This window comes from Shewanella sp. CAL98-MNA-CIBAN-0140, from assembly GCF_040309905.1.
Lineage (GTDB): Bacteria > Pseudomonadota > Gammaproteobacteria > Enterobacterales > Shewanellaceae > Shewanella > Shewanella psychromarinicola.
In genome coordinates this window covers 34,921-55,091 of sequence record NZ_JBEOPI010000019.1, presented here as the reverse complement: position 1 = coordinate 55,091, position 20,171 = coordinate 34,921, and the positions used below count along the sequence as shown (strand labels likewise).

Here is a 20,171-nt window from a genome sequence, read left to right as displayed (position 1 = left end):
ACTAAATTCATCTTAGAGGGCGTTTCGTGACTGCATTAACTCAATTATATCCTCAGCCTCTTTGGCAATGGTTCGAACAAATTTGCGCTATTCCACATCCATCAAAACATGAACATGCGTTGTCGCAACACATTCAACAGTGGGCAAAAGCCCAAGGCCTTGAGGTTGTTGAAGACAAAGTAGGTAATTTAATCATCCGTAAGCCTGCCACTGCTGGAATGGAAAACTGTAAAATAGTGGTATTGCAAGCACACATTGATATGGTGCCACAAAAAAATACTGACAAAGTACATAACTTTGAAACGGACCCAATTGAAGCCTATGTTGATGGTGATTGGGTTAAAGCCAGAGGGACAACGTTAGGATCAGATAACGGCATTGGTATGTCTTCAGCGCTTGCGGTATTAGGCAGTAAAGACATCAAGCATGGGCCACTGGAAGTACTGCTCACCATTGATGAAGAAGCCGGTATGACAGGTGCTTTTGGTTTAGAAGCAGGTTACCTTGATGCAGACATCTTGATCAACACCGATTCTGAACAAGAAGGTGAAATTTACATGGGTTGTGCAGGCGGAGTTGATGCACATATCAGCGTACCTATGTCATGGCAAGCCCCTGAACACACAAATAGCAGTTTTCAGCTGACATTAGCTGGACTTAAAGGCGGTCATTCAGGGGTGAACATTCACCTTGGTCGCGCCAATGCAAACAAACTACTTGCCCGCTTTTTGTTTAAACACAGTGATGAACTGGCATTAGAACTTGTCAGCTTTAGCGGTGGCTCATTACGTAATGCCATTCCGCGTGAAGCCCATATCAGCTTTATGCTTCCTGCTGAAAATGTTGATAAATTACATCAAGCGATGGAGGCTTTCCAAGCATTAGTAAGACAAGAGCTCGCGCTCGTCGATCCAGCAATGGTGCTCAGCCTAGAGTCCATTGACGCCCCCACCAAAGTGATGGATGAAGAGGCACAAAATACCTTAATCGACTTATTGCATGCGAGCCCTAACGGCGTGATCCGCATGAGTGATGAAGTTCAAGGTGTGACTGAAACCTCGCTTAATATCGGCGTGATCAGTACCGAAGATGAAAGCGTTGAAGTCTTGTGTCTTATTCGCTCGCTAATCGATTCTGGTCGTGAAGAAGTCACAGGAATGCTCACCGCTCTGACTAATTTGTCGGGTGCAAGCATTGACCTAAGTGGTGCTTATCCCGGTTGGAAGCCAGATACAAGCTCACCCATTATGGCGATTGTGCGTGAAACTTATAACGACATTTATAAAAAAGACCCAACCATCATGGTGATCCATGCTGGTCTTGAATGTGGCTTATTTAAACAACCTTATCCACTTATGGACATGGTCTCAATTGGGCCAACCATTCGCTATCCCCATAGCCCTGATGAAATGGTCAACATCACCACCGTTGGTCAGTACTGGCAATTGCTACTTGCGGTACTAGAGCGTATTCCAGCTAAAGATGCTTAATCCGTTTTAGTGATGACGTTATCAACACAATAAACAAATTAAAAGGCGACAATAATGTCGCCTTTTAATTTTTGTATTGTTCCAGTGTTAAAACTGTAAATCGAGCTGGGTGATTTTATCCGCACCATTATCTGTCGCTGCCAACGTCACGTCGGCTAAACCAACACTCACGCCAATCAAACGAATACCCCGCCCTTGGCTACGCTGCAAAGCTTGTTGCAGCAAGTCATGAAACAAGTTAATCGAAATCTCATCACTGCGATGCTCGATTGTGGTCTGTTTAAAATCATTAAATTTAAGCTTAACAACCTGTTTGTGGATCTGTCGGTCTTTAGCACTGCGATGTACCCGAGCACTGAGTTCTTGAATAAGCTGTGGTAACACTTGATGACATTGTTCTAAGGTAAAAATATCCTTGGCTAAGGTGGTTTCAACCCCAACAGACTTACGCACTCGGTGTGGACTAATTTGCCTTGAGTCGATCCCTTGTGCACGCTCAGCCAACACATGGCCAAATTTACCGAAAGCCTTAATTAATTGAGCCTTAGGATATTGTTGCACGTCATAACAAGTGGTTAAGCCAATATCGGCTAACTTTTTTGAAGTAACCTTGCCAACGCCAGGAATTTTACTCAGTGGCAAGTCTTTTACAAAATCACTAATTTGATTAGGGGTGATCACATATTGACCATTGGGCTTATTTAAATCGGAAGCGATTTTGGCTAAAAACTTAATCGGTGCAATACCCGCTGAAGCCGTTAATCCTGTGGCCTCAAAAATATCGTTGCGAATGGCTTTAGCAATTAATGTGGCACTGCCTTGGTGAACGTTGCAATCGCTGACATCAAGGTAAGCCTCATCTAAAGATAATGGCTCAACGAGATCTGTGTATCGATGAAAAATCTCACGAATTTGCAATGAAACCGATTTATACACTTCCATGCGTCCAGGCACTAAAATTAACAGCGGACACAACTGCAGTGCATGATAACTGGACATCGCGCTACGCACCCCAAATTGACGGGCCTCATAACTGCATGTGCTTATTACACCTCGGCGATCACTTCTGCCACCGACAGCAATAGCTTTGCCTCGTAGTTCAGGAAAATCTCGCATTTCAACGGCAGCGAAGTAGCAATCCATATCGATGTGAATGATTTTACGCATTCTATGACCATCATCATTAACTCAATTACCATGATGATACTGTATATATAAACAGTATTCAATCATTGTCTCACTGACACAAAAAAGCCCAAACTCAGTTGGGCTTTAGTAAATGGTAACCTGTATCAATGGATACGTTACATTTTGGTCTGTAAATAATTCTGTAAACCAACCATCTCAATCAGACCTAATTGCTTTTCTAACCAGTACATGTGATCAGACTCAGTGTCATCCAACAACACCTCTAAAATTTCGCGAGTTTGATAATCACTTTTGTCTTCGCATAGCGCGATCACCTTACGTAAATGATCAGCAACATGATATTCATAGGCTAAATCACTTTTAAACATTTCTTGCACATCTTTACCAATGTTCAACGCTTCACGACTGGCAACATCGGGAGTGCCTTCAAGAAATAAAATCCGTTGGACTAATTTAGCAGCATGCAACTTTTCGTCGTCTGACTCGTGCAAAATTCGGGTATACAGTTCGTTGAATCCCCAGTCTTCGTACATATGAGCATGGACGAAATATTGATCCATGGCAGACAACTCGCCGGTTAATAAACTATTTAGTGCATCGATGACTTCTGGATGGCCTTTCATGATAATTTCCTATTAGTCGTTAATTTGTGATTGAAGATAATTTTGAATACCCGTTTGATTGATAAGCTCTTGTTGCGACTCAATCCAATCTAAATGTTCTTCTTCATCTTCGAGTAAATCTTCAAATAAATCGCGGCTAACATAATCTTGCTGAGTTTCGCATACCTTAATGGCTTCACGCAAAAGCGCAATTTGTGCTGTTATAGCCGCCAGATCGCAGTTGAGCATTTCTTCAGCATGCTCACCGATACGCAATTTATCTAATTGTTGCAGATTAGGTAAACCTTCAAGAAACAATACACGTTCAATCAGCTTATCAGCATGCTTCATGTCTTCAATCGATTTTTTATATTCTTTCTCATTAAGCTTTTCCAATCCCCAATGTTTAAACATGCGTGCATGTAAAAAGTATTGGTTAATGGCAGTCAGCTCACAGGTAAGTACTCGATTGAGTTGGCTAATGACTTTAGGATGACCTTTCATAGTAATGCCCTCGATAAATAACGTGATCTAGATCAATTACAAATAGAATAAAACACTATAGGGGAAAAGGCAAATTTTCCTTTCTTTTCACACACTTACTATTGATAACCATTATCATTATAACTAAGATTTGTAACTCACTAGTAATACACAAACATAAAAAAAGCCTTCAAAATGAAGGCTCTTTACAAAGCATTAGTTTGGTAACCTAGGCTTTAAATGACAAACGTCGTTAAATAATTCGATTTTGATTAAGCAACTCATTTCGAGCTTGCTCTTTTTCCATACGGCGTTTGCGGCTATCACATGGGTCGTCACAGTCACACGCCTTCTCAATACCTAAAACGCCTAAGCCACCACAACTGCCTGCTACGGCTTTCTTCTTTACAATATAACCCACAGACATAAATAAAAAGAACAATAATAATACTACAAACGCTGCAATAAATGTGCTCATCACAAACTCCAATTAACTCATTTAGATTAGGGTACTACTAGTTGAATCAATCAGTCGTTTAATCAACTAGTTTAAAAATAAGGAACCTACTCAAGATACGATTTAAACGCATCGCTGTAATAGACCTGATATCCCTGCTCTTGCTTCTCAATTAACATTACGGCTAAATTTTTCTCTCTAGCAAGTGTCAATGAAGCTTGTGTACCTAACACCATCATGGCCGTTGCATATCCATCCGCTGTCATACAACTAGAGTGTAACACGGTTGCAGAAGCAAGTTGATGCTTTATCGGGTAACCGTTACGAGGATCAATTAGATGTGAAAAGCGTTCGCCATTGTCTTGATAAAAGTTACGATAATCACCCGATGTTGCTAATGACATAGTCCCGGGCTCAATCACTTGCTGCACCGCTTGTCCTTCGCTTGTTGGCTGTTCTACTGCAACTCGCCAGGCGACATTATGGGCTTTAGTGCCTTTAACATTCAGTTCACCACCAATTTCGACTAAATAACCAGACACGTGATATTTGTCTAATATTGATGCAATTTTATCGACACCAAACCCTTTTGCTATTGAGGATAAATCAACATACAAGTCTGCATTGTGCTTAATTAATGTTAAGCCTTTTATCGACAGTTCCTTGATCCCCATCTTAGCTTTAGCGGCGTCAATTTGAGCTTGAGTCGGGATCGTTGTAGGCCGCTTATCGGGGCCAAACCCCCACAGGTTAATCACTGGCCCTAAGGTGATATCTAACGCACCATCAGTCTCTTGATAAAGACGCATGCCCTCTTTTATGACTTTAATAGTATCGGCCGATACTTTAACGCTTTGCTGTACTTGCAATTGATTAAACTTAGACAGTTCTGAGTCATGTCGGTAAGTCGACATTTGATTGTTAACCACGTCCAATGCCATATCAATTTCGGCTTGTAATAATTGTGGTCCTGGCAAGCTGCCATTGGGGACCACTTTAATATGATAAGTGGTCCCCATGGTACTACCAGATAATGAAATAATCGGATCTGGTGAGCTGCAGCTACTGGTCAATAATATTGGCAGTAACAATATTGGCAGTAACACTTGCTTGATTGATTTTACAGTCATCTCAAATTTACACTTGTATTAAATGAACAAAAAAAATTGCAGCGTGCAAGACTCGTGTTTGACCACCCTGTCTGCACTGCTGCAATTTAATGACTTACATGTCAATGTTATAAGTTAACGCATTAACCACCAAAATCATCTAATAAGATGTTTTCGTCTTCGACACCTAAATCTTTTAGCATACCAATAACCGCTGCGTTCATCATTGGAGGTCCACACATGTAAAACTCACAATCTTCTGGCGCATCATGGTCACGTAAGTAGTTTTCATACAATACGTTATGAATGAAGCCTGTATAACCAGTCCAGTTATCTTCAGCTTGCGGATCCGATAACGCTACATGCCATTTGAAATTTTCATTTTCAGCCGCTAAGCCGTCAAAATCTTCAACGTAGAACATTTCACGTTGCGAACGCGCACCGTACCAGAAGCTAATCTTACGTTTAGATTTAAGACGCTTTAACTGATCGAAAATGTGTGAACGCATTGGGGCCATACCGGCACCACCACCAATGAATACCATTTCCGCATCGGAGTCTTTAGCAAAGAACTCACCAAATGGACCAGAAATAGTCACTTTATCGCCAGCTTTTAAGCTCCAAATATACGAAGACATTTTACCACAAGGCAAGGTTAAATTACGTGGCGGTGGCGTAGCAATACGCACGTTTAACATAATTATGCCAAACTCTTCTGGGTAGTTAGCCATAGAGTAAGCACGAATAGTTTCTTCGTCTACTTTTGATTCTAACTTAAAGAAACCAAAGTGTTCCCAATCGCCACGGTACTTATCAGGCACTTCAAACTCAGCATATTTAATATGATGAGCAGGCGCTTCAATCTGAATATAACCACCGGCACGGAAAGGCACGGTTTCGCCATCAGGGATTTGCAGCTTAAGTTCTTTAATGAACGTCGCTTTGTTATCGTTAGAGACAACGTCACATTCCCATTTTTTGATGCCGAATATTTCTTCATCAAGCTCAATTTCCATGTCAGTTTTCACGTTTACCTGACAAGATAAACGACACCCCTGACGGGCTTCGCCTTTACTAATGTGGTCAAGTTCAGTGGGTAGAATATCACCACCACCAGACATAATGTTGACACGACACTGGCCACAAGAGCCACCGCCACCACAAGCACTTGAAATGAAGATACCGTTGTCGGCTAAAACGCCAAGTAACTTGCCGCCAGCACCTGTTGTAATTGTTTTATCTGCGTTGCCGTTAATACCAATCATGATATCACCGCTTGCCACCAGTTTTGATTTAGCGAATAAAATCACTAATACCAACACTAAGACAATCACAGTAAACATACTCACACCTAGATAGACATCTAGTGGAGTAGATTCAAGAATACCCATTCACTTATCCTTAAAGGTTCAAATTAATGTGTCGACTCAGTGACTCTTACAGAGAAACACCTGAGAATGACATGAAACCTAGAGCCATAAGGCCTGCTGAAACGAAGGTTATACCTAGGCCACGTAAGCCATTTGGCACGTCAGAATATTTCATCTTTTCACGAATACCGGCTAACAATACAATTGCTAATGCCCAACCAATACCAGAGCCGATACCAAATACTACGCTCTCGCCAAGGTTATAATCACGCTCTACCATGAAAGAGACTGCACCAAAAATTGCACAGTTCACGGTAATTAAAGGTAAGAAAATACCTAACGCGTTGTACAAAGGTGGGAAATATTTGTCTAACGCCATTTCCAAAATTTGTACCAATGCTGCAATCACACCGATAAAGGTGATGAACTTCAAGAAGCTCAAATCAGCTTCAGGCAAACCAGCCCAAGCTAATGCGCCTGGAGCCAGTAAACTTTGATAAATAATTTGGTTAGCTGGAACCGAAATAGCCAGTACCACAATAACGGCAACACCAAGTCCCATCGCAGTAGTCACTTTCTTTGATACCGCTAAGAAAGTACACATACCTAAGAAGAACGCTAGCGCCATGTTTTCAATGAAAATTGAACGAATTAATAAACTAATATAATGTTCCATTGCGTTTACCCTTTTGCTTCAACTTGCTCTGGCTTATAAGTACGGATCAACCAGATCAACCCACCGATCAAGAAGAATGCACTGGGTGGCAACAGTAATAAACCGTTAGGCTGATACCAACCACCATCAGAGATTTTGCTGAGGATTTCTACGCCAAATAATGAACCATTACCAAATAGTTCTCGCACAAAACCAACAGACAATAGAATAGCTCCATAACCTAAACCGTTACCGATCCCGTCCATAAAGCTCATCATAGGAGGCGTTTTCATTGCGTAAGCTTCAGCACGACCCATTACGATACAGTTAGTAATAATCAAACCAACAAATACTGACAACTGTTTAGAAATGGCATAAGCATAAGCTTGCAGTAGTTCGTCTACTACAATCACTAATGAAGCGATAATGGTCATCTGTACAATAATACGCACACTGCTTGGAATATGATTACGAATAAGCGAAATAAACAGGTTAGAAAACGCTGTTACCGCTGTTAATGCAATCGTCATTACCAATGCTGTTTCTAATTTACTGGTCACAGCAAGTGCACTACACACACCCAAAATTTGCAATGCAATTGGGTTGTTATTGATAATTGGTCCGGTCAGAATCTGTTTAAGTTCTTTAGCGTCAGCCATTAGCTTAACCCTCCGTTGCGTGCTTTAGCGATAAAGTCAGCAAAACCTTCTTTACCTAACCAAAAATCCAATGAGTGTTGAACACCGTTACTGGTCAATGTTGCACCGGAAAGTGCATCAACACCATGAACAGAGCTCGCCACTACAGGGTTTTTAGTTACACTAATTGCCAAGTTACCTTGAGCATCAAATAACTCTTTACCTTTCCACAATGCTTTCCATTTTGGATTTTCAACTTCGCCACCTAAACCAGGGGTTTCACCTTGGTCATAATAAACGAGTCCTTGCACCGTATTTAGGTCTGTGTCTAATGCCAAAAATGCATACATGGTTGACCACAAACCATAACCGTGGATAGGTAAAATCACGCTAGTCAGTTTACCTTCGTCATTACGAACAAGGTACACAACCGCTTTATCTGCAACACGTTTGATTGAGGCAACATCATTTTCAGGGATAGATGACCGGGCAGTATCACGAGAGGCTTTACGTTGATCATAAACGTTAGCATCACCCTCAACAAATTCACCGGTTTTAAGGTCAACTAACCGAGCTTCAACATATTGCTCGTACTTGCTTAGAATTTCTTTTTTGGTGACGTTACCTTCTTTGGTATTGATAAGGCTCGCCGCATCAAGAATATACTTTTGCTTATCGAGTAACTTATTTTCTTGCTGAATAGGTTTTAATAACACCGCCGCAGTTGAAACAAGCACTGAACAAATAAGACATAAGCCGACAACAACAAATAGCGTTCTACCGAACGAATCTTTATTACTAGCCACGAGCAATCCTCCGCTTAATATTTGCCTGTACTACAAAGTGGTCAAATAATGGCGCAAATAAGTTAGCAAACAGAATAGCTAACATAATGCCTTCAGGGAATGCAGGGTTAACCACACGGATAAACACCACCATTGCACCAATAAGGAAACCGTATGCCCACTTAGCCGTACTCGTAAACGACGCTGAAACAGGATCTGTCGCCATAAACATCATACCAAAGGCAAAGCCACCTAACACTAAGTGCCAATACCATGGCATTGCAAACATCGGGTTTGTGTCGCTACCAATCATATTAAGTAGAGTAGAAATTGCCACCATACCTAAGAAGACACCACCGACAATACGCCAAGATGCAATACGGGCATAAATAATAACTAGACCACCTAGTAAAATAGCAAAGGTAGACCCTTCACCTACAGAACCGGGGATAAAGCCCATGAAAGCATCAATCCAGTTGGTGGTTGAGGCATAGTCGAAAGTACCTTGTGCCGCTTGACTTAACGCCGTTGCACCAGAGTAACCGTCAGCGACAACCCATGTAGTATCACCAGACATGCTTAAAGGGTAAGCAAAGTATAAGAAAGCACGGCCAGCTAATGCAGGGTTTAAGAAGTTACGCCCTGTGCCGCCGAAGATTTCTTTTGCAACTACCACACCAAAGGTAATACCTAGTGCGACCATCCACAATGGGATAGTTGCTGGTAAGGTCAGTGCAAAGAGAACCGAAGTAACGAAGAAACCTTCGTTAATTTCATGGCCACGCACTGACGCAAACAGCACTTCCCAAAAACCACCGACAATAAAAGTCACTGCATAGATAGGTAGGAAGAAGCACGCACCATAGAACATCAAGGACGCAATGCCAGAGTCTGCAGAAAGTTGAGCTCCAAATAATTCAAATAAGCCTACTTGCCAAATATCGGGGGAACCGAAATCGGCGCCCATCGCGATTTGAGCTTGTAAACCTACGTTGTACATACCAAAAAACATTGCTGGGAATGTACATGCCCAAACCGTAATCATAATACGTTTTAAGTCAACATTATCGCGAACATGGGTTGCCCCGTGATTCACTTTACCTGGAGTATAAAATACTGTGGCAGCCGCTTCATAAAGGGCATACCACTTTTCGTACTTGCCGCCTTTTTCAAATTGCGGCTCAATACGTTCGATAAAATCTTTCAAACTCATTAGCCTTCCCTCTCGATCGTATCTAGACAGTCACGCAAATATGAACCGTAGTCATACTTACCTGGACATACGAACGTACACAATGCCAAGTCTTCTTCATCTAACTCTAATGCGCCTAAACGGGCTGCGCCGTCAAAATCACCAGAGAGTAAATCACGAAGTAGCATAGTAGGTAGGATGTCTAGAGGCATCACGCGTTCATAGTTACCAATAGGCACCATTGCACGGTCTGAACCGCAAGTGCTAGTGGTCATATTAAATAGACGCGATGGGCTTAAGTGACCTAAGAATGCACGAGTGATAGAGAACTTATCGGCACCAGGCATAGCCCAACCAAATAATTCTTTCTCATTACCTTCTTCCAGTACACTTACCTGTTGATGATATCGACCCAAATAAGCTTGAGGTCCTACCGCAGTAAGGCCGCTTAACACTGACCCCGAAATCACACGAACACCATCACCAACCGTTTCATCAGCAGTCAGTTCAGTGATGCTAGCACCTAAAACGCTACGAACAAGACGAGGGTTTTTCGCTTTAGGACCGCCAATCGCAACCACACGCTCAGTGTTTAACACACCTTGAGTAAACAGTTGGCCAAAAGCAATCACATCCTGATAGCCAACATGCCAAACAGTTCGTGCTGCAGAAGCGGGAAGAACGTGATGAATATGCGTACCCACCAAACCTGCTGGGTGTTTACCCGCAAATTCTTGAACGTGAGCATTGGCTGCTGGAATATCGGCACCTTGTGCTTTACATAGGTAAACTTTACCTTCAGTTAATCGTGCTAGGACATTAAGGCCGTTAGCAAAATCTTCTTTATGTTGAGCTATGACTACCACAGGATCGGCAGCAAGAGGTTGGGTATCAATGGCAGTCACAAAAATACCTGCTGCAGTAGAATCTACGGCGGGCACTTTACTGAAAGGGCGTGTACGCAAAGCCGTCCATAAACCTGAGTTAATCAGATTATCACGAACAACTTGTGCGTCTAACGTGTCTAACTTATCAGCATCATATTGAGCAAAAGCAACGCTATCGTCACCTTCCACAGCAATAACTACTGACTGAAGTACACGTCTTGCACCTCGGTTTATTTCTAAAATAGTACCACTGGCTAAAGCCGTATATTTAACGCCTAGATTCTTTTTATCTTCAAAAAGAACTTGGCCTTTTTGTACTTTGTCGCCCACTTTGATCTTCATCGTAGGACGTAAGCCAATATACTCTTCACCCAAAGTAGCTACGTGTCTAATGGCTGGGCCATTATGGATAACTTGCTCTGGACCGCCTGCTATAGGCAGTTCCAATCCTTTCTTAATTGTAATCATATCCACAAGCACTACGTTTGAAGGAAAGACAATGCGCCACGTTCCGCTAAAAAAACAAAGTATTAACATATACTTGCTATTTGAGCTAGCGCAGATTTAACTCGAAAATGCGATCATAATCACGCTGGTCGCGCGCATTTTACCGCAAATATGAGACTATCGCCACGAAAATTATAGGTGTTTTCATAACAATACATTACTTTGATAAATGGATTTTAGATCAGACTAAACGGATAAGAACCTGAGGGGGTTATGCCGTATGCTAGATTCTAACAAAGAGACTATAGCATTAATTTTAAAGAAATAATTTTAGTTGTTCACTCACAAAAACAGTTGTAGCAAAAATAATACCACCCAAATGAGTAGTCACTTGGGTGGTATTGGTGTTTTGACATAAAAACAACATAAGCTGTAACCAAATATGACTCAAGCTTGCCAGCGTCTAGAAACGACTCTCTAGAAATGACCTTTATAACCAAAATACGTGGTCATTTCCGACTGTCCTTGAAATCCCATTGCAGTGACATTTGCGACTAATTCTTCCTCTAACAGATTTTCAACTCGAGCATATAATTCATGTTGTGCGGTCAAACGATAAGTTGCGGCTAAATCAACCTTCCACTGACTGTCAATAGTACGCTCATTAGTAAGTGTTGCTTGATAACCTAACTCAGATTGATACAAGGCTTGCGCTATAATAGACATGTCGCCATAAATAACACCCGAGCTTAACGTCAGTTGTTGTTCTGGTACCCATGGTAATTGGCTATTAGTAGCAAAGCATCCCATCAACTCATTGCAATCGGCGTTATCGGTTTCAGCTTGGGTATATTGGTACTTTACGTTCAATGGAATAGAAAAGTGATCAAATGTCAGCCCATACGCTATGCTCAAGACTGCGCCCACAACAGAAACGTCATTAATATTCTCTTGTAATGATATTTGTTCGTAGTCACATATCATGCCCTGCATACAGCTTACGTGTTGGCTATCGTAATCATGCATATAACCCGTCATTGCAATCGATAAAGCATCTTGCTGGTAGCTTAATGCTAATTGATATTGCAGTGCTTCTTGAGCAGTTTGCTCAATATTCCCCGCTGAAGCGACTGTCCAAGCTTGTTTGACTTGCAGCGCGGTTAACCATGATCCACTCTGATAAGCCACTTCAACAGAAGGCGACCAGCCATCATCAGAAAAGTCCGCCGCATTAAGGCTCGTATTTACATCACCAAGCTCACGAGAAACGCTGACATGTTCATAACCTAAACCGAGATTGATAGACCACTGATCATAATTTAATTTAGTGTCTACCGCTGATGAAAAAGCAGAAGCATCATCAGTATAGGTAAGCGCATACTCATCATCTGTTGTCGGCGTCAGTGATAAATCATTGTTCCACGACCACTCACGTTGACCTAAACGCATTTCAGCTTTATCTGTATGGTAGCGCGCACTATAAGTCACCTGATGCTGACCATACATGCTGACACCTTTGGTTTGCATACCAAAGCCTGCAAAATCGTTATTTTGTGTTAACGATCCTAAGTTCATCCCATCCGCGGTGGGAACGGCTTCAAACATGGCGATACTAGACAACAAAGCGCTGTCAATTTGCTGACCATCAACAAAACGCATTTCTCGAGATTGTTGTGAATAGGTTTGGTAATAAAAGTCTGTCGCCATCGTCGAAGTAGCAGACAATATGACCTTATGGGCTAATACGTAGCGTTGACGTTCGCCTTCAATATTGTCGGTGCTGGCTGCGGAGTATAATTGAGTCGGGTCTAACGAAAAATCAGCAGCTGTTAACCCCAATGTTCCTCGATCATCATCTTGCGATGAATATTGATAACTGAACTCGGTCGTTTGTTGATTGCTTGCACCAGCTAAACTATCGGCCGCAATTTTGAATAGAATATCTTTATGAGTAGCATCTGCATCTTGCGGGGCACGATAACCCACATCGTCAGATGCCGATTGATAATCGAGTGCCAGTAACATGCCATTTTGCTTTGTAGTACCGCTCACTACTACGCCACCATTTATTGCATTACTGTCACTGCCTTCGAGGTTGAGATCAGTTGCATATTTTTGGGGACTAATTTTTATAGACTGATAGTCAAGCTTACCAAAAGCCGCTTGCGAACTCTCCGTCACACTGGTCATGCTCGAAAAAGACACTTTTTGCTGGTGCAATAAATTGGGCTGCAACACTAAATGTTGTCCAGAATACGGCGCAGGAGAAAAGAAAATACCATCCTGTAAAATGGCTACACCGTCAATGGCACCTGCATGTGTGATGGTCACATCCTGATGTGATCCGGTAGGTAACACTGTCGCGCCCGTCAACCCTAGCGCAATATCACTTTGGCGATAATGAAATTGGCTTATCGATGACTGCTGCAAATCGAGTTGATTATTAAGGTTATCAATAGACTCTGTTACCGTTTCTGCAACGGCATTGGTAGAATGACAAACATAAAGCACTGCGGCTGCTAGCACTGACAGGCTAAATGGGTGGTTAGACATATTAATCTCCGTATATGTGTCTGTTCACGCAAAAGATCGTTTAAAATGACGAATAAATCACTAAGTTACGCTTATTACAATAACGGTTTCAGTTACATAAAAATAGCGTGCTATTAACGTTTACTCGACATTGGGTGTTTTATTAGCAAAAAAAAGCGGCCAAAGCCGCTTTTCTCGTGGGTATGAACTCAATCAATTAAATTAAAGATTGCCTAAAATTTCGTCACTCAGTTTTAAGTCATCATTTTGGTTAACGCTCACGCCCGCGGCAATGATCATCCGAGCAATGTCTTGCGCTTGTGTTAACGAATGCATTTCGTAAGTACCACATTGATATTCATTTAACTCAGGAATATCTTTCTGGTCAATGACATTGGTTACGTCAATCATTGCCGCTAGCCAGGCATCTGCAACTTTACTTTCTGTCGGTTGACCAATTAAGCTCATGTAAAAACCGGTACGGCATCCCATCGGTGAAATATCAATAATCTCTATACCATCACCGTTTAAATGTTCGCGCATAAAGCCTGCAAACAAATGCTCAAGGGTATGGATACCTCGTTCACTGAGGATATCTTTATTGGGTGCACAAAAACGCAAATCAAATACAGTAATAGCATCGCCACTAGGGGTGCTCATGTGCTTGGCAACGCGAACCGCTGGAGCATTCATACGAGTATGATCTACGGTAAAACTGTCTAGTAAAGGCATTGATTTCTCCCTAAATAAATAAAATAATTCGACAATATATTGCCTAATTCCAAGATAATACCACTATTCAAACATTGTCACAGTCTGAGTTTACTCTTGCTGTTGCGCGTCTAATTCAAACCGACTTAACGCATCTTCAGTATAACTAAAATAGCGTTTTACTGATTTTTCATTGGCTATGTAAGACTCAAGAACTTTATTAAACAGCACATCTTTAGCGGCTTCATGGTCAAGAACTTCATTTCTTGCTTGTTTTAACGCACGGATCACAGCATTAGGGAAGGGTTTAACCTGCACATGGTGTTCATTAAGCAAAATGTCCATCGCAGCGATATGGCCTTGAGTATAATCATCTAGCATATCTTGATTTATCGCTCTGGCAGCTACTTTCACAATCGCTTGTAAATCATCGGGCAAGGTCGAAAAAGCCTGCTTATTGATCAGAAATTCCATCGTTGACCCCGGTTCATGCCAACCAGGGTAATAGTAATATTTGGCCACCTGATCTAGTCCAAGAGGCAAGTCATTATAAGGTCCAACCCATTCGGCAGCATCAATCGCGCCAGTCTGCAGCGCACCGTATAATTCTCTACCCGCTAGCGCCGTTACCGGAATGCCCCCCAGTTTCTTAAATACTTCGCCACCAATGCCCGGTAAACGCATCTTAAGACCCTTAAAGTCTTCAGGTGTTGCAATGATTTTATTAAACCAGCCCCCCATTTGCATACCGGTGTTTCCACCTGCAAGCGGTAAAATACCAAAAGGCTGATAAACTTCCTCCCACAGCTCCATCCCGCCGCCATAGTGAAGCCATGCATTCATTTGTTGTGCCGTTAAACCAAAAGGGATCGATGAGAAAAACTGGGCTGCGGGCGCTTTTTCTTTCCAATAATATGCCGCGCTATGCGCCATTTCAATCGTGCCATTGCTAACAGCATCGAACACGGATAAGGCTGGCATTAACTCGCCCGCACCGTAAACATTGATCACTAAACGGCCGTTAGACATCTTATTGACTAGTTGAGCAAACCGTTCTGGTGCCATGCCCAAACCGGCTAGGTTTTTTGGCCATGACGTTGCTAAGCGCCATTCAATCACTTGAAGGGGGGGTTGATCTATTTGAGAAAGAGAATTTGTCTTTGAAGGAGTCTCTTGTTGGCAGCCCAACAACAAGGTTAGGCCCATTAACCAGCAGGTTTGAATCACCTTGCTCATGTAAATATCCTTTTCAATCGCACTCTTCTATTTCATAACTGTAACATAATCATAACCAGTGACAAATACCGCCACGTTACAATACAAAATAAAAAAGCCTCACATAATCCGTGAGGCTTTTTTATAAATAGACCAGTAAGTTAATAACAATTAGCCTTTACAATTAGGGGTTTTAGGTACTTTATCCAATGCTTGCCATTCTGGCTGAGTATAAGCATTGATGGATAATGCATGCACACCGTTAGCTAACTCATCTGCAAGCGCTTGGTTAATCAAACGGTGACGGGCAAGCAAACGCTGGTCACTAAATTTATCGCTAACCACAACCACTTTAAAATGGGTTTCAGAATTAGGCGGAACATGATGACGATTACTTTCGTTAATCACCTCAAGATGCAATGGCTCGAAGGCATGATTCAATTTATCAGTAATGATTTGTTGGACAGACATAGTAATACTCTTGTTAATCCATATCGATGAAATCGAAGGGTACTGCTTTGCCGAATAAAGGTCAAACAAGCAGACTAAAACTTAAAGTTTGTGCACACCTTCTGTCGAGTCGATATCGACGCATATTAATGACCATTATCGATCAGCTTCTTGGCCAATCTGCTATATCGACACTATCCATGCAATACGCAGCATTGACCTCGTCTTGTTGTTGTAACACCTCACGCCCTAGCCATGCATTGATAAATAGCCCGTGTGGGTCATATGTCTGCTGCTGTTTTTCAAGATTAAAGTGCCTAGCGCCGCGGGGATCGGCGCCAACACCCGCCAGATACTGCCAATTGCCCCAATTCACGGCAACATCATAATCAATTAACTGCTGTTGAAAATAAGCGGCACCATAACGCCAATCACATTGTAGTTCATTCACAAAGCAACTTGCCACAATTTGCCTACCGCGATTTGACATATAACCAGTGTCATTTAATTGCTTCATCAACGCATTCACTAAAGGGAAAGGTGTACTGGCAGTTTTCCACGCTTGAATACGTTGCACATAAAAACTGGTTAACGGCTTACGCCCACTAATGCCAGAGAATCGAAATAGCTGTTTATTGAATTTAAAGCCATACCAATGAAAATACTCACGCCAAAGTAGCTCATACAAAATCCACTGGCTTGATTGGCTCGCACCATGTTGTGATTCAAATTGCTGCAAGGCAGACACCACTTGCCTTGCAGATAAACAACCATTAGCTAACCAAGGTGAAAACTTTGTCGAGCATTCCCAACCATCAAGCTCATTACGCATCTCCTTGTAGTGATGCGCTAAGTTTGAAGAAAAATAGCATTCTAATTGTAATAGCCCTTGTGCTTCGCCACCGCAAAATACATTGCTCATCATTTGAGTTTGTGGCACCCAGTCGGGGTAAGACAGCCAAGCCTGAAGCTGTTTATCTTGCTGCTTAAGCGCGACCATAGGTGGCAACCAAGATATTGCGTCAGCTGCTGCGGTAATATTGATGTTCTCGACTTGCTTGCGAAATTGACTGAATGTTGGCGCAAGTTCGGCTAGCTCAAAAGGAAGTTGCTGTGAGTGAAACAGAGTTTGAGTGGTCATGGTCGAATATTGAATATCGGGGCATTGCTGCTGAATCGATTGCCAAGCGGTCTGCTCATCTGCACCACAATGATCACTACGATAGACCCGGGAAATATCATGGGCTTGGATAATATAAGCCAAGGATTTTTGCGCTGAAGCGTAAACAATATGCAGCTGTTGACCATATTGATTGAGCGCTTCGTCTAATGCCCGTAATGACTCAAGCAAAAATCGTAACCTGTGCTTACCAAGATACTGAGCTTGATATTGGGCTGTTCGAAACCAATTGGGGTCGATGCAATACACTATCATCAACTGCTGAGCATGCTGAGCAATATCAGAAAATATCGCATTGTCTGCCATTCGCAGGTCATCACCTAACCAATAAAGCGCCCGGACTGTTGATTGCGATGTCGTTTTTATGTTTGAGTCTACGCAACCTTTGCCACCCGCATTGTTCATCTATTTATTACCACATCTTGAAACCATACCTAATAGGTACGTAAACACAGTGGTTAACGGTTCAGTAATAATCTATTTTCGCTATATACCCAAACTAGCTCGACCTTCGGTCTGCGAGGTTCTAGAGTCGCTTCGCTGCTAGTTCGCTACGCGGATAGAGCGCTTCGCTTCTAGGGACAGCTTCGCTGCTAAGATTTTATAGCATCTAACCGCGCAGCGTCCTAGGCGCTTAGCTTTTTCACTCGTTATCGCTTGTCATCTATAGTTATCGCCTGTCATCTCTGGGATAGGATCAGCTTGGCTGCTAAGATTTTATAGCGTCCTAGCCGCTAGGCCTTTCGCTTTTAGCTATGGCCATTAACGATATCTATTAACGATAATAATTGGGGATGATTTGTCGAAAGGTAAAGTTAATACGCGGCTCAACAACCTTAAGGCGTTTAGGCAAAGCATGCTGCCAGTGCTGCTGCATACCGGGATGCATAATAAGTAAGTCCCCCGATGCGAGCGCAAAATTAACTTTGGTCTTAGTTTGCTTATGGCGCACAACAAAGTCTCGACAGGCCCCCAAGGTAACCGATGCAATCGCCGAACCACTGACAATCTCAGGTTCATCATCACTGTGCCATCCCATACAGTCGTGGCCATCGGCATAGCGATTAACTAATACTGAATTAGTGTCGATTTGATGATCGTTAAGCAATTTTGCACGTAATCGGCTTAATACTTTTGGCCAAGCCAGTGCAGTGATGTGTAATTTGGAGTAATGATAATCGCAACCGGGGTCGCCAAACCAAGCCTGGGTTCGAGGAGTCAGATGTTGCTTACCATACACTTGTATAGAAACCCGCTCTAACGGATAGTGATTAACTTCATTTATCAATAACTGTTGCTGCTTAGGCGACAAAAAACCTTTAATCCAAGTGACAGGTGGACTGATTTGGTTTTTAGTCCTTGCCTCGACAATATCATCTTGAGTTAAGCCGTCGTGAGGATCGCCAAAATCTAACCCATGTTGAAACTTTGTCACCTCAATAGCCTCCTTTAATCACTCACTTCGATTAATACCAACGCTTTATTTTAGCTATCCACAAGCCTGATAACACAATCACTGCCATTAGGCTCAATACTGCAAAATAGCCAAAGTGCCATTTTAACTCAGGCATATTATCAAAGTTCATTCCGTAAATGCCCGCGACTAAGGTTAATGGTAGAAAAATGGCCGTGACCATGGTTAACGTCATCATCACTCGATTGGTTTTATGGGCACTGACTGAAATATAGCCATTGATTAAGCTGTCCACTAAACCTTGATAAAGACTGGCTCGACTTGATAACCGTTCAAACTGGTTATATAAATAACTCAGTTGTTCATAGTCCATCTTAATATGCTGATGGCTGTCATCGCGAAGCCATTGTTGCAATATCTCTTCATGGTAACTAAACGAACGTTTTGCTTTTTGTAATTTACTGCTATAAGCGATTAACTCTGCAAGTAAATCATCGGTTGAAACATCAAAAATCTCATCTTCTATTTCACTTAAACGTTCTTCTAACGCCAACATCACTGCCAGATAATCAATCACAATTTGACGCATTAGTTCAAAACACACTTGGCTCATGTCCGTGCTATCTAGGTGACCTTGCTCGCGGATCCGTTGGATAACTTTGCTGACACTGATTGACGGTTTAAGGTGTTGTGTCACTAAAAAATGGTCATTCACATGTAGCAGTAACTGGCTACGCTCAAGCAGAAGATACTCTTCCCTGTCTTTAAGCTCGTGGGTTAACAAATACGAATGGGTGCCATATTCTTCAAACTGTGGAGGATGACGTTCACGCTGTGCTTCTTCAAAATCGAGATGATCAATACCAAAGTCAGGATGTTGCTTAAAAAACGCTTGGCTATGCTGACCCGTAATATCGACCCATATTAACTGCTGTTGCGGATCATATTGACTCATGAGAGTCTCATCACCTTCAGCTAACAACAGACCTTGCCCATTGAATAATAGTATCTGTATCGCCATGAATAGCCCTTTCAACAACAAATTATTGCAGTATAAACCGCTTAACGGGTCATGTCTGACTCGCTCACCATTTCAATGTGTTGTTTGATCTGCTCGAAATGGCTATTCACCCAAGCACTGCTGATTGGGCCCCAAGTTGAAATGCGATAATAGCCTTCATTATGACGCTGGCCTTGCTGAACAAAATCCACTTCAATACCAATATCGACAAATGCCGCTAGCGCATCTTGCAATGTCCTTCGTGGCATAAGCGTCAGTTTTTGCAAGCTTAATAAGTTATGTTGTTCTTCATCTAGCAGATGCGCTAAATACAATTTTCGTAAAAATGCTTTTTGCGATTTATTGATCACGTAATTATTCGAAAACATCCTTCACACGCCCTAT

20 protein-coding genes are annotated in these 20,171 nt (G+C 42.1%); 1 reads left to right on the top strand and 19 read right to left on the bottom strand.

What is annotated here, in order from left to right:
- Positions 1–26 precede the first annotated feature (26 nt).
- On the top strand, positions 27–1,490 hold the full coding sequence (locus AAEY93_RS11505) for an aminoacyl-histidine dipeptidase (protein ID WP_124012089.1): 1,464 nt from the start codon (positions 27–29) through the stop codon (positions 1,488–1,490).
- An 87-nt stretch (positions 1,491–1,577) separates the two neighbouring features.
- Here AAEY93_RS11505 and dinB read toward each other — a convergent pair whose 3' ends face one another.
- From dinB to AAEY93_RS11410, 19 genes are all read right to left on the bottom strand, one after another.
- A complete protein-coding gene (gene dinB, locus AAEY93_RS11500; protein WP_124012090.1) occupies positions 1,578–2,657 on the bottom strand; it encodes a DNA polymerase IV in 1,080 nt (359 codons plus the stop codon).
- A 137-nt stretch (positions 2,658–2,794) separates the two neighbouring features.
- Entirely contained in the window at positions 2,795–3,262 is a 468-nt protein-coding gene (gene bfr, locus AAEY93_RS11495; protein WP_124012091.1) for a bacterioferritin, read from the bottom strand.
- A 12-nt stretch (positions 3,263–3,274) separates the two neighbouring features.
- Complete coding sequence (gene bfr, locus AAEY93_RS11490) at positions 3,275–3,745, bottom strand: bacterioferritin (protein ID WP_101032541.1); 471 nt, start codon at positions 3,743–3,745, stop codon at positions 3,275–3,277.
- 232 nt (positions 3,746–3,977) lie between these two features.
- The gene (nqrM, locus tag AAEY93_RS11485; RefSeq protein WP_101032542.1) at positions 3,978–4,202 is read right to left on the bottom strand and encodes a (Na+)-NQR maturation NqrM; all 225 of its coding nucleotides are present in this window, start codon (positions 4,200–4,202) and stop codon (positions 3,978–3,980) included.
- A gap of 86 nt (positions 4,203–4,288) precedes the next feature.
- The gene (locus AAEY93_RS11480; RefSeq protein WP_124012092.1) at positions 4,289–5,311 is read right to left on the bottom strand and encodes an FAD:protein FMN transferase; all 1,023 of its coding nucleotides are present in this window, start codon (positions 5,309–5,311) and stop codon (positions 4,289–4,291) included.
- Between the two features lie 122 nt (positions 5,312–5,433).
- Positions 5,434–6,681 carry an NADH:ubiquinone reductase (Na(+)-transporting) subunit F gene (nqrF, locus tag AAEY93_RS11475; protein WP_124012093.1) on the bottom strand — a complete coding sequence of 416 codons (1,248 nt, stop codon included), beginning with the start codon at positions 6,679–6,681 and terminating at the stop codon, positions 5,434–5,436.
- A gap of 46 nt (positions 6,682–6,727) precedes the next feature.
- Complete coding sequence (gene nqrE / locus AAEY93_RS11470) at positions 6,728–7,336, bottom strand: NADH:ubiquinone reductase (Na(+)-transporting) subunit E (RefSeq protein ID WP_101032545.1); 609 nt, start codon at positions 7,334–7,336, stop codon at positions 6,728–6,730.
- A 5-nt stretch (positions 7,337–7,341) separates the two neighbouring features.
- Complete coding sequence (locus AAEY93_RS11465) at positions 7,342–7,974, bottom strand: NADH:ubiquinone reductase (Na(+)-transporting) subunit D (RefSeq protein WP_101032546.1); 633 nt, start codon at positions 7,972–7,974, stop codon at positions 7,342–7,344.
- Positions 7,974–8,759, bottom strand: a complete 786-nt coding sequence (locus tag AAEY93_RS11460) for a Na(+)-translocating NADH-quinone reductase subunit C (protein WP_124012094.1) — start codon at positions 8,757–8,759, stop codon at positions 7,974–7,976. The genes AAEY93_RS11465 and AAEY93_RS11460 overlap by 1 nt, the downstream gene beginning before the upstream one ends.
- Entirely contained in the window at positions 8,752–9,951 is a 1,200-nt protein-coding gene (locus AAEY93_RS11455; RefSeq protein ID WP_101032548.1) for an NADH:ubiquinone reductase (Na(+)-transporting) subunit B, read from the bottom strand. The genes AAEY93_RS11460 and AAEY93_RS11455 overlap by 8 nt, the downstream gene beginning before the upstream one ends.
- Positions 9,951–11,285 carry a Na(+)-translocating NADH-quinone reductase subunit A gene (locus AAEY93_RS11450; protein ID WP_124012152.1) on the bottom strand — a complete coding sequence of 445 codons (1,335 nt, stop codon included), beginning with the start codon at positions 11,283–11,285 and terminating at the stop codon, positions 9,951–9,953. Before AAEY93_RS11450 ends, AAEY93_RS11455 begins: the two co-directional genes overlap by 1 nt.
- A gap of 456 nt (positions 11,286–11,741) precedes the next feature.
- Entirely contained in the window at positions 11,742–13,817 is a 2,076-nt protein-coding gene (locus AAEY93_RS11445; protein WP_351076988.1) for a TonB-dependent receptor domain-containing protein, read from the bottom strand.
- Positions 13,818–14,018: 201 nt separating this feature from the next.
- Positions 14,019–14,528, bottom strand: coding sequence for an S-ribosylhomocysteine lyase (gene luxS / locus AAEY93_RS11440; protein ID WP_101032551.1), 510 nt, complete (start codon positions 14,526–14,528; stop codon positions 14,019–14,021).
- Between the two features lie 90 nt (positions 14,529–14,618).
- Entirely contained in the window at positions 14,619–15,743 is a 1,125-nt protein-coding gene (locus AAEY93_RS11435) for a TRAP transporter substrate-binding protein (RefSeq protein ID WP_124012097.1), read from the bottom strand.
- A 150-nt stretch (positions 15,744–15,893) separates the two neighbouring features.
- Positions 15,894–16,193 carry a BolA family protein gene (locus AAEY93_RS11430; protein ID WP_124012098.1) on the bottom strand — a complete coding sequence of 100 codons (300 nt, stop codon included), beginning with the start codon at positions 16,191–16,193 and terminating at the stop codon, positions 15,894–15,896.
- A 142-nt stretch (positions 16,194–16,335) separates the two neighbouring features.
- Positions 16,336–17,757 carry a DASH family cryptochrome gene (locus AAEY93_RS11425; protein WP_351076983.1) on the bottom strand — a complete coding sequence of 474 codons (1,422 nt, stop codon included), beginning with the start codon at positions 17,755–17,757 and terminating at the stop codon, positions 16,336–16,338.
- A 370-nt stretch (positions 17,758–18,127) separates the two neighbouring features.
- Positions 18,128–18,787, bottom strand: coding sequence for an alpha-ketoglutarate-dependent dioxygenase AlkB family protein (locus AAEY93_RS11420; protein ID WP_124012100.1), 660 nt, complete (start codon positions 18,785–18,787; stop codon positions 18,128–18,130).
- Between the two features lie 31 nt (positions 18,788–18,818).
- Positions 18,819–19,787: a magnesium transporter CorA family protein gene (locus AAEY93_RS11415; RefSeq protein ID WP_351076978.1), complete on the bottom strand. Its 969-nt coding sequence runs from the start codon at positions 19,785–19,787 to the stop codon at positions 18,819–18,821.
- A 41-nt stretch (positions 19,788–19,828) separates the two neighbouring features.
- Positions 19,829–20,155, bottom strand: coding sequence for a winged helix-turn-helix domain-containing protein (locus tag AAEY93_RS11410; RefSeq protein ID WP_124012102.1), 327 nt, complete (start codon positions 20,153–20,155; stop codon positions 19,829–19,831).
- Positions 20,156–20,171 lie beyond the last annotated feature (16 nt).

Excerpts from the sequence above, each read along its gene's own strand:
- dinB (WP_124012090.1), bottom strand. The coding sequence starts at position 2,657 with ATGCGTAAAATCATTCACATCGATATGGATTGCTACTTCGCTGCCGTT.
- bfr (WP_124012091.1), bottom strand. The coding sequence starts at position 3,262 with ATGAAAGGCCATCCAGAAGTCATCGATGCACTAAATAGTTTATTAACC.
- bfr (WP_101032541.1), bottom strand. The coding sequence starts at position 3,745 with ATGAAAGGTCATCCTAAAGTCATTAGCCAACTCAATCGAGTACTTACC.
- nqrM (WP_101032542.1), bottom strand. The coding sequence starts at position 4,202 with ATGAGCACATTTATTGCAGCGTTTGTAGTATTATTATTGTTCTTTTTA.
- AAEY93_RS11480 (WP_124012092.1), bottom strand. The coding sequence starts at position 5,311 with ATGACTGTAAAATCAATCAAGCAAGTGTTACTGCCAATATTGTTACTG.
- nqrF (WP_124012093.1), bottom strand. The coding sequence starts at position 6,681 with ATGGGTATTCTTGAATCTACTCCACTAGATGTCTATCTAGGTGTGAGT.
- nqrE (WP_101032545.1), bottom strand. The coding sequence starts at position 7,336 with ATGGAACATTATATTAGTTTATTAATTCGTTCAATTTTCATTGAAAAC.
- AAEY93_RS11465 (WP_101032546.1), bottom strand. The coding sequence starts at position 7,974 with ATGGCTGACGCTAAAGAACTTAAACAGATTCTGACCGGACCAATTATC.
- AAEY93_RS11455 (WP_101032548.1), bottom strand. The coding sequence starts at position 9,951 with ATGAGTTTGAAAGATTTTATCGAACGTATTGAGCCGCAATTTGAAAAA.
- AAEY93_RS11450 (WP_124012152.1), bottom strand. The coding sequence starts at position 11,285 with ATGATTACAATTAAGAAAGGATTGGAACTGCCTATAGCAGGCGGTCCA.
- AAEY93_RS11445 (WP_351076988.1), bottom strand. The coding sequence starts at position 13,817 with ATGTCTAACCACCCATTTAGCCTGTCAGTGCTAGCAGCCGCAGTGCTT.
- luxS (WP_101032551.1), bottom strand. The coding sequence starts at position 14,528 with ATGCCTTTACTAGACAGTTTTACCGTAGATCATACTCGTATGAATGCT.
- AAEY93_RS11435 (WP_124012097.1), bottom strand. The coding sequence starts at position 15,743 with ATGAGCAAGGTGATTCAAACCTGCTGGTTAATGGGCCTAACCTTGTTG.
- AAEY93_RS11430 (WP_124012098.1), bottom strand. The coding sequence starts at position 16,193 with ATGTCTGTCCAACAAATCATTACTGATAAATTGAATCATGCCTTCGAG.
- AAEY93_RS11425 (WP_351076983.1), bottom strand. The coding sequence starts at position 17,757 with ATGAACAATGCGGGTGGCAAAGGTTGCGTAGACTCAAACATAAAAACG.
- AAEY93_RS11415 (WP_351076978.1), bottom strand. The coding sequence starts at position 19,787 with ATGGCGATACAGATACTATTATTCAATGGGCAAGGTCTGTTGTTAGCT.
- AAEY93_RS11410 (WP_124012102.1), bottom strand. The coding sequence starts at position 20,155 with ATGTTTTCGAATAATTACGTGATCAATAAATCGCAAAAAGCATTTTTA.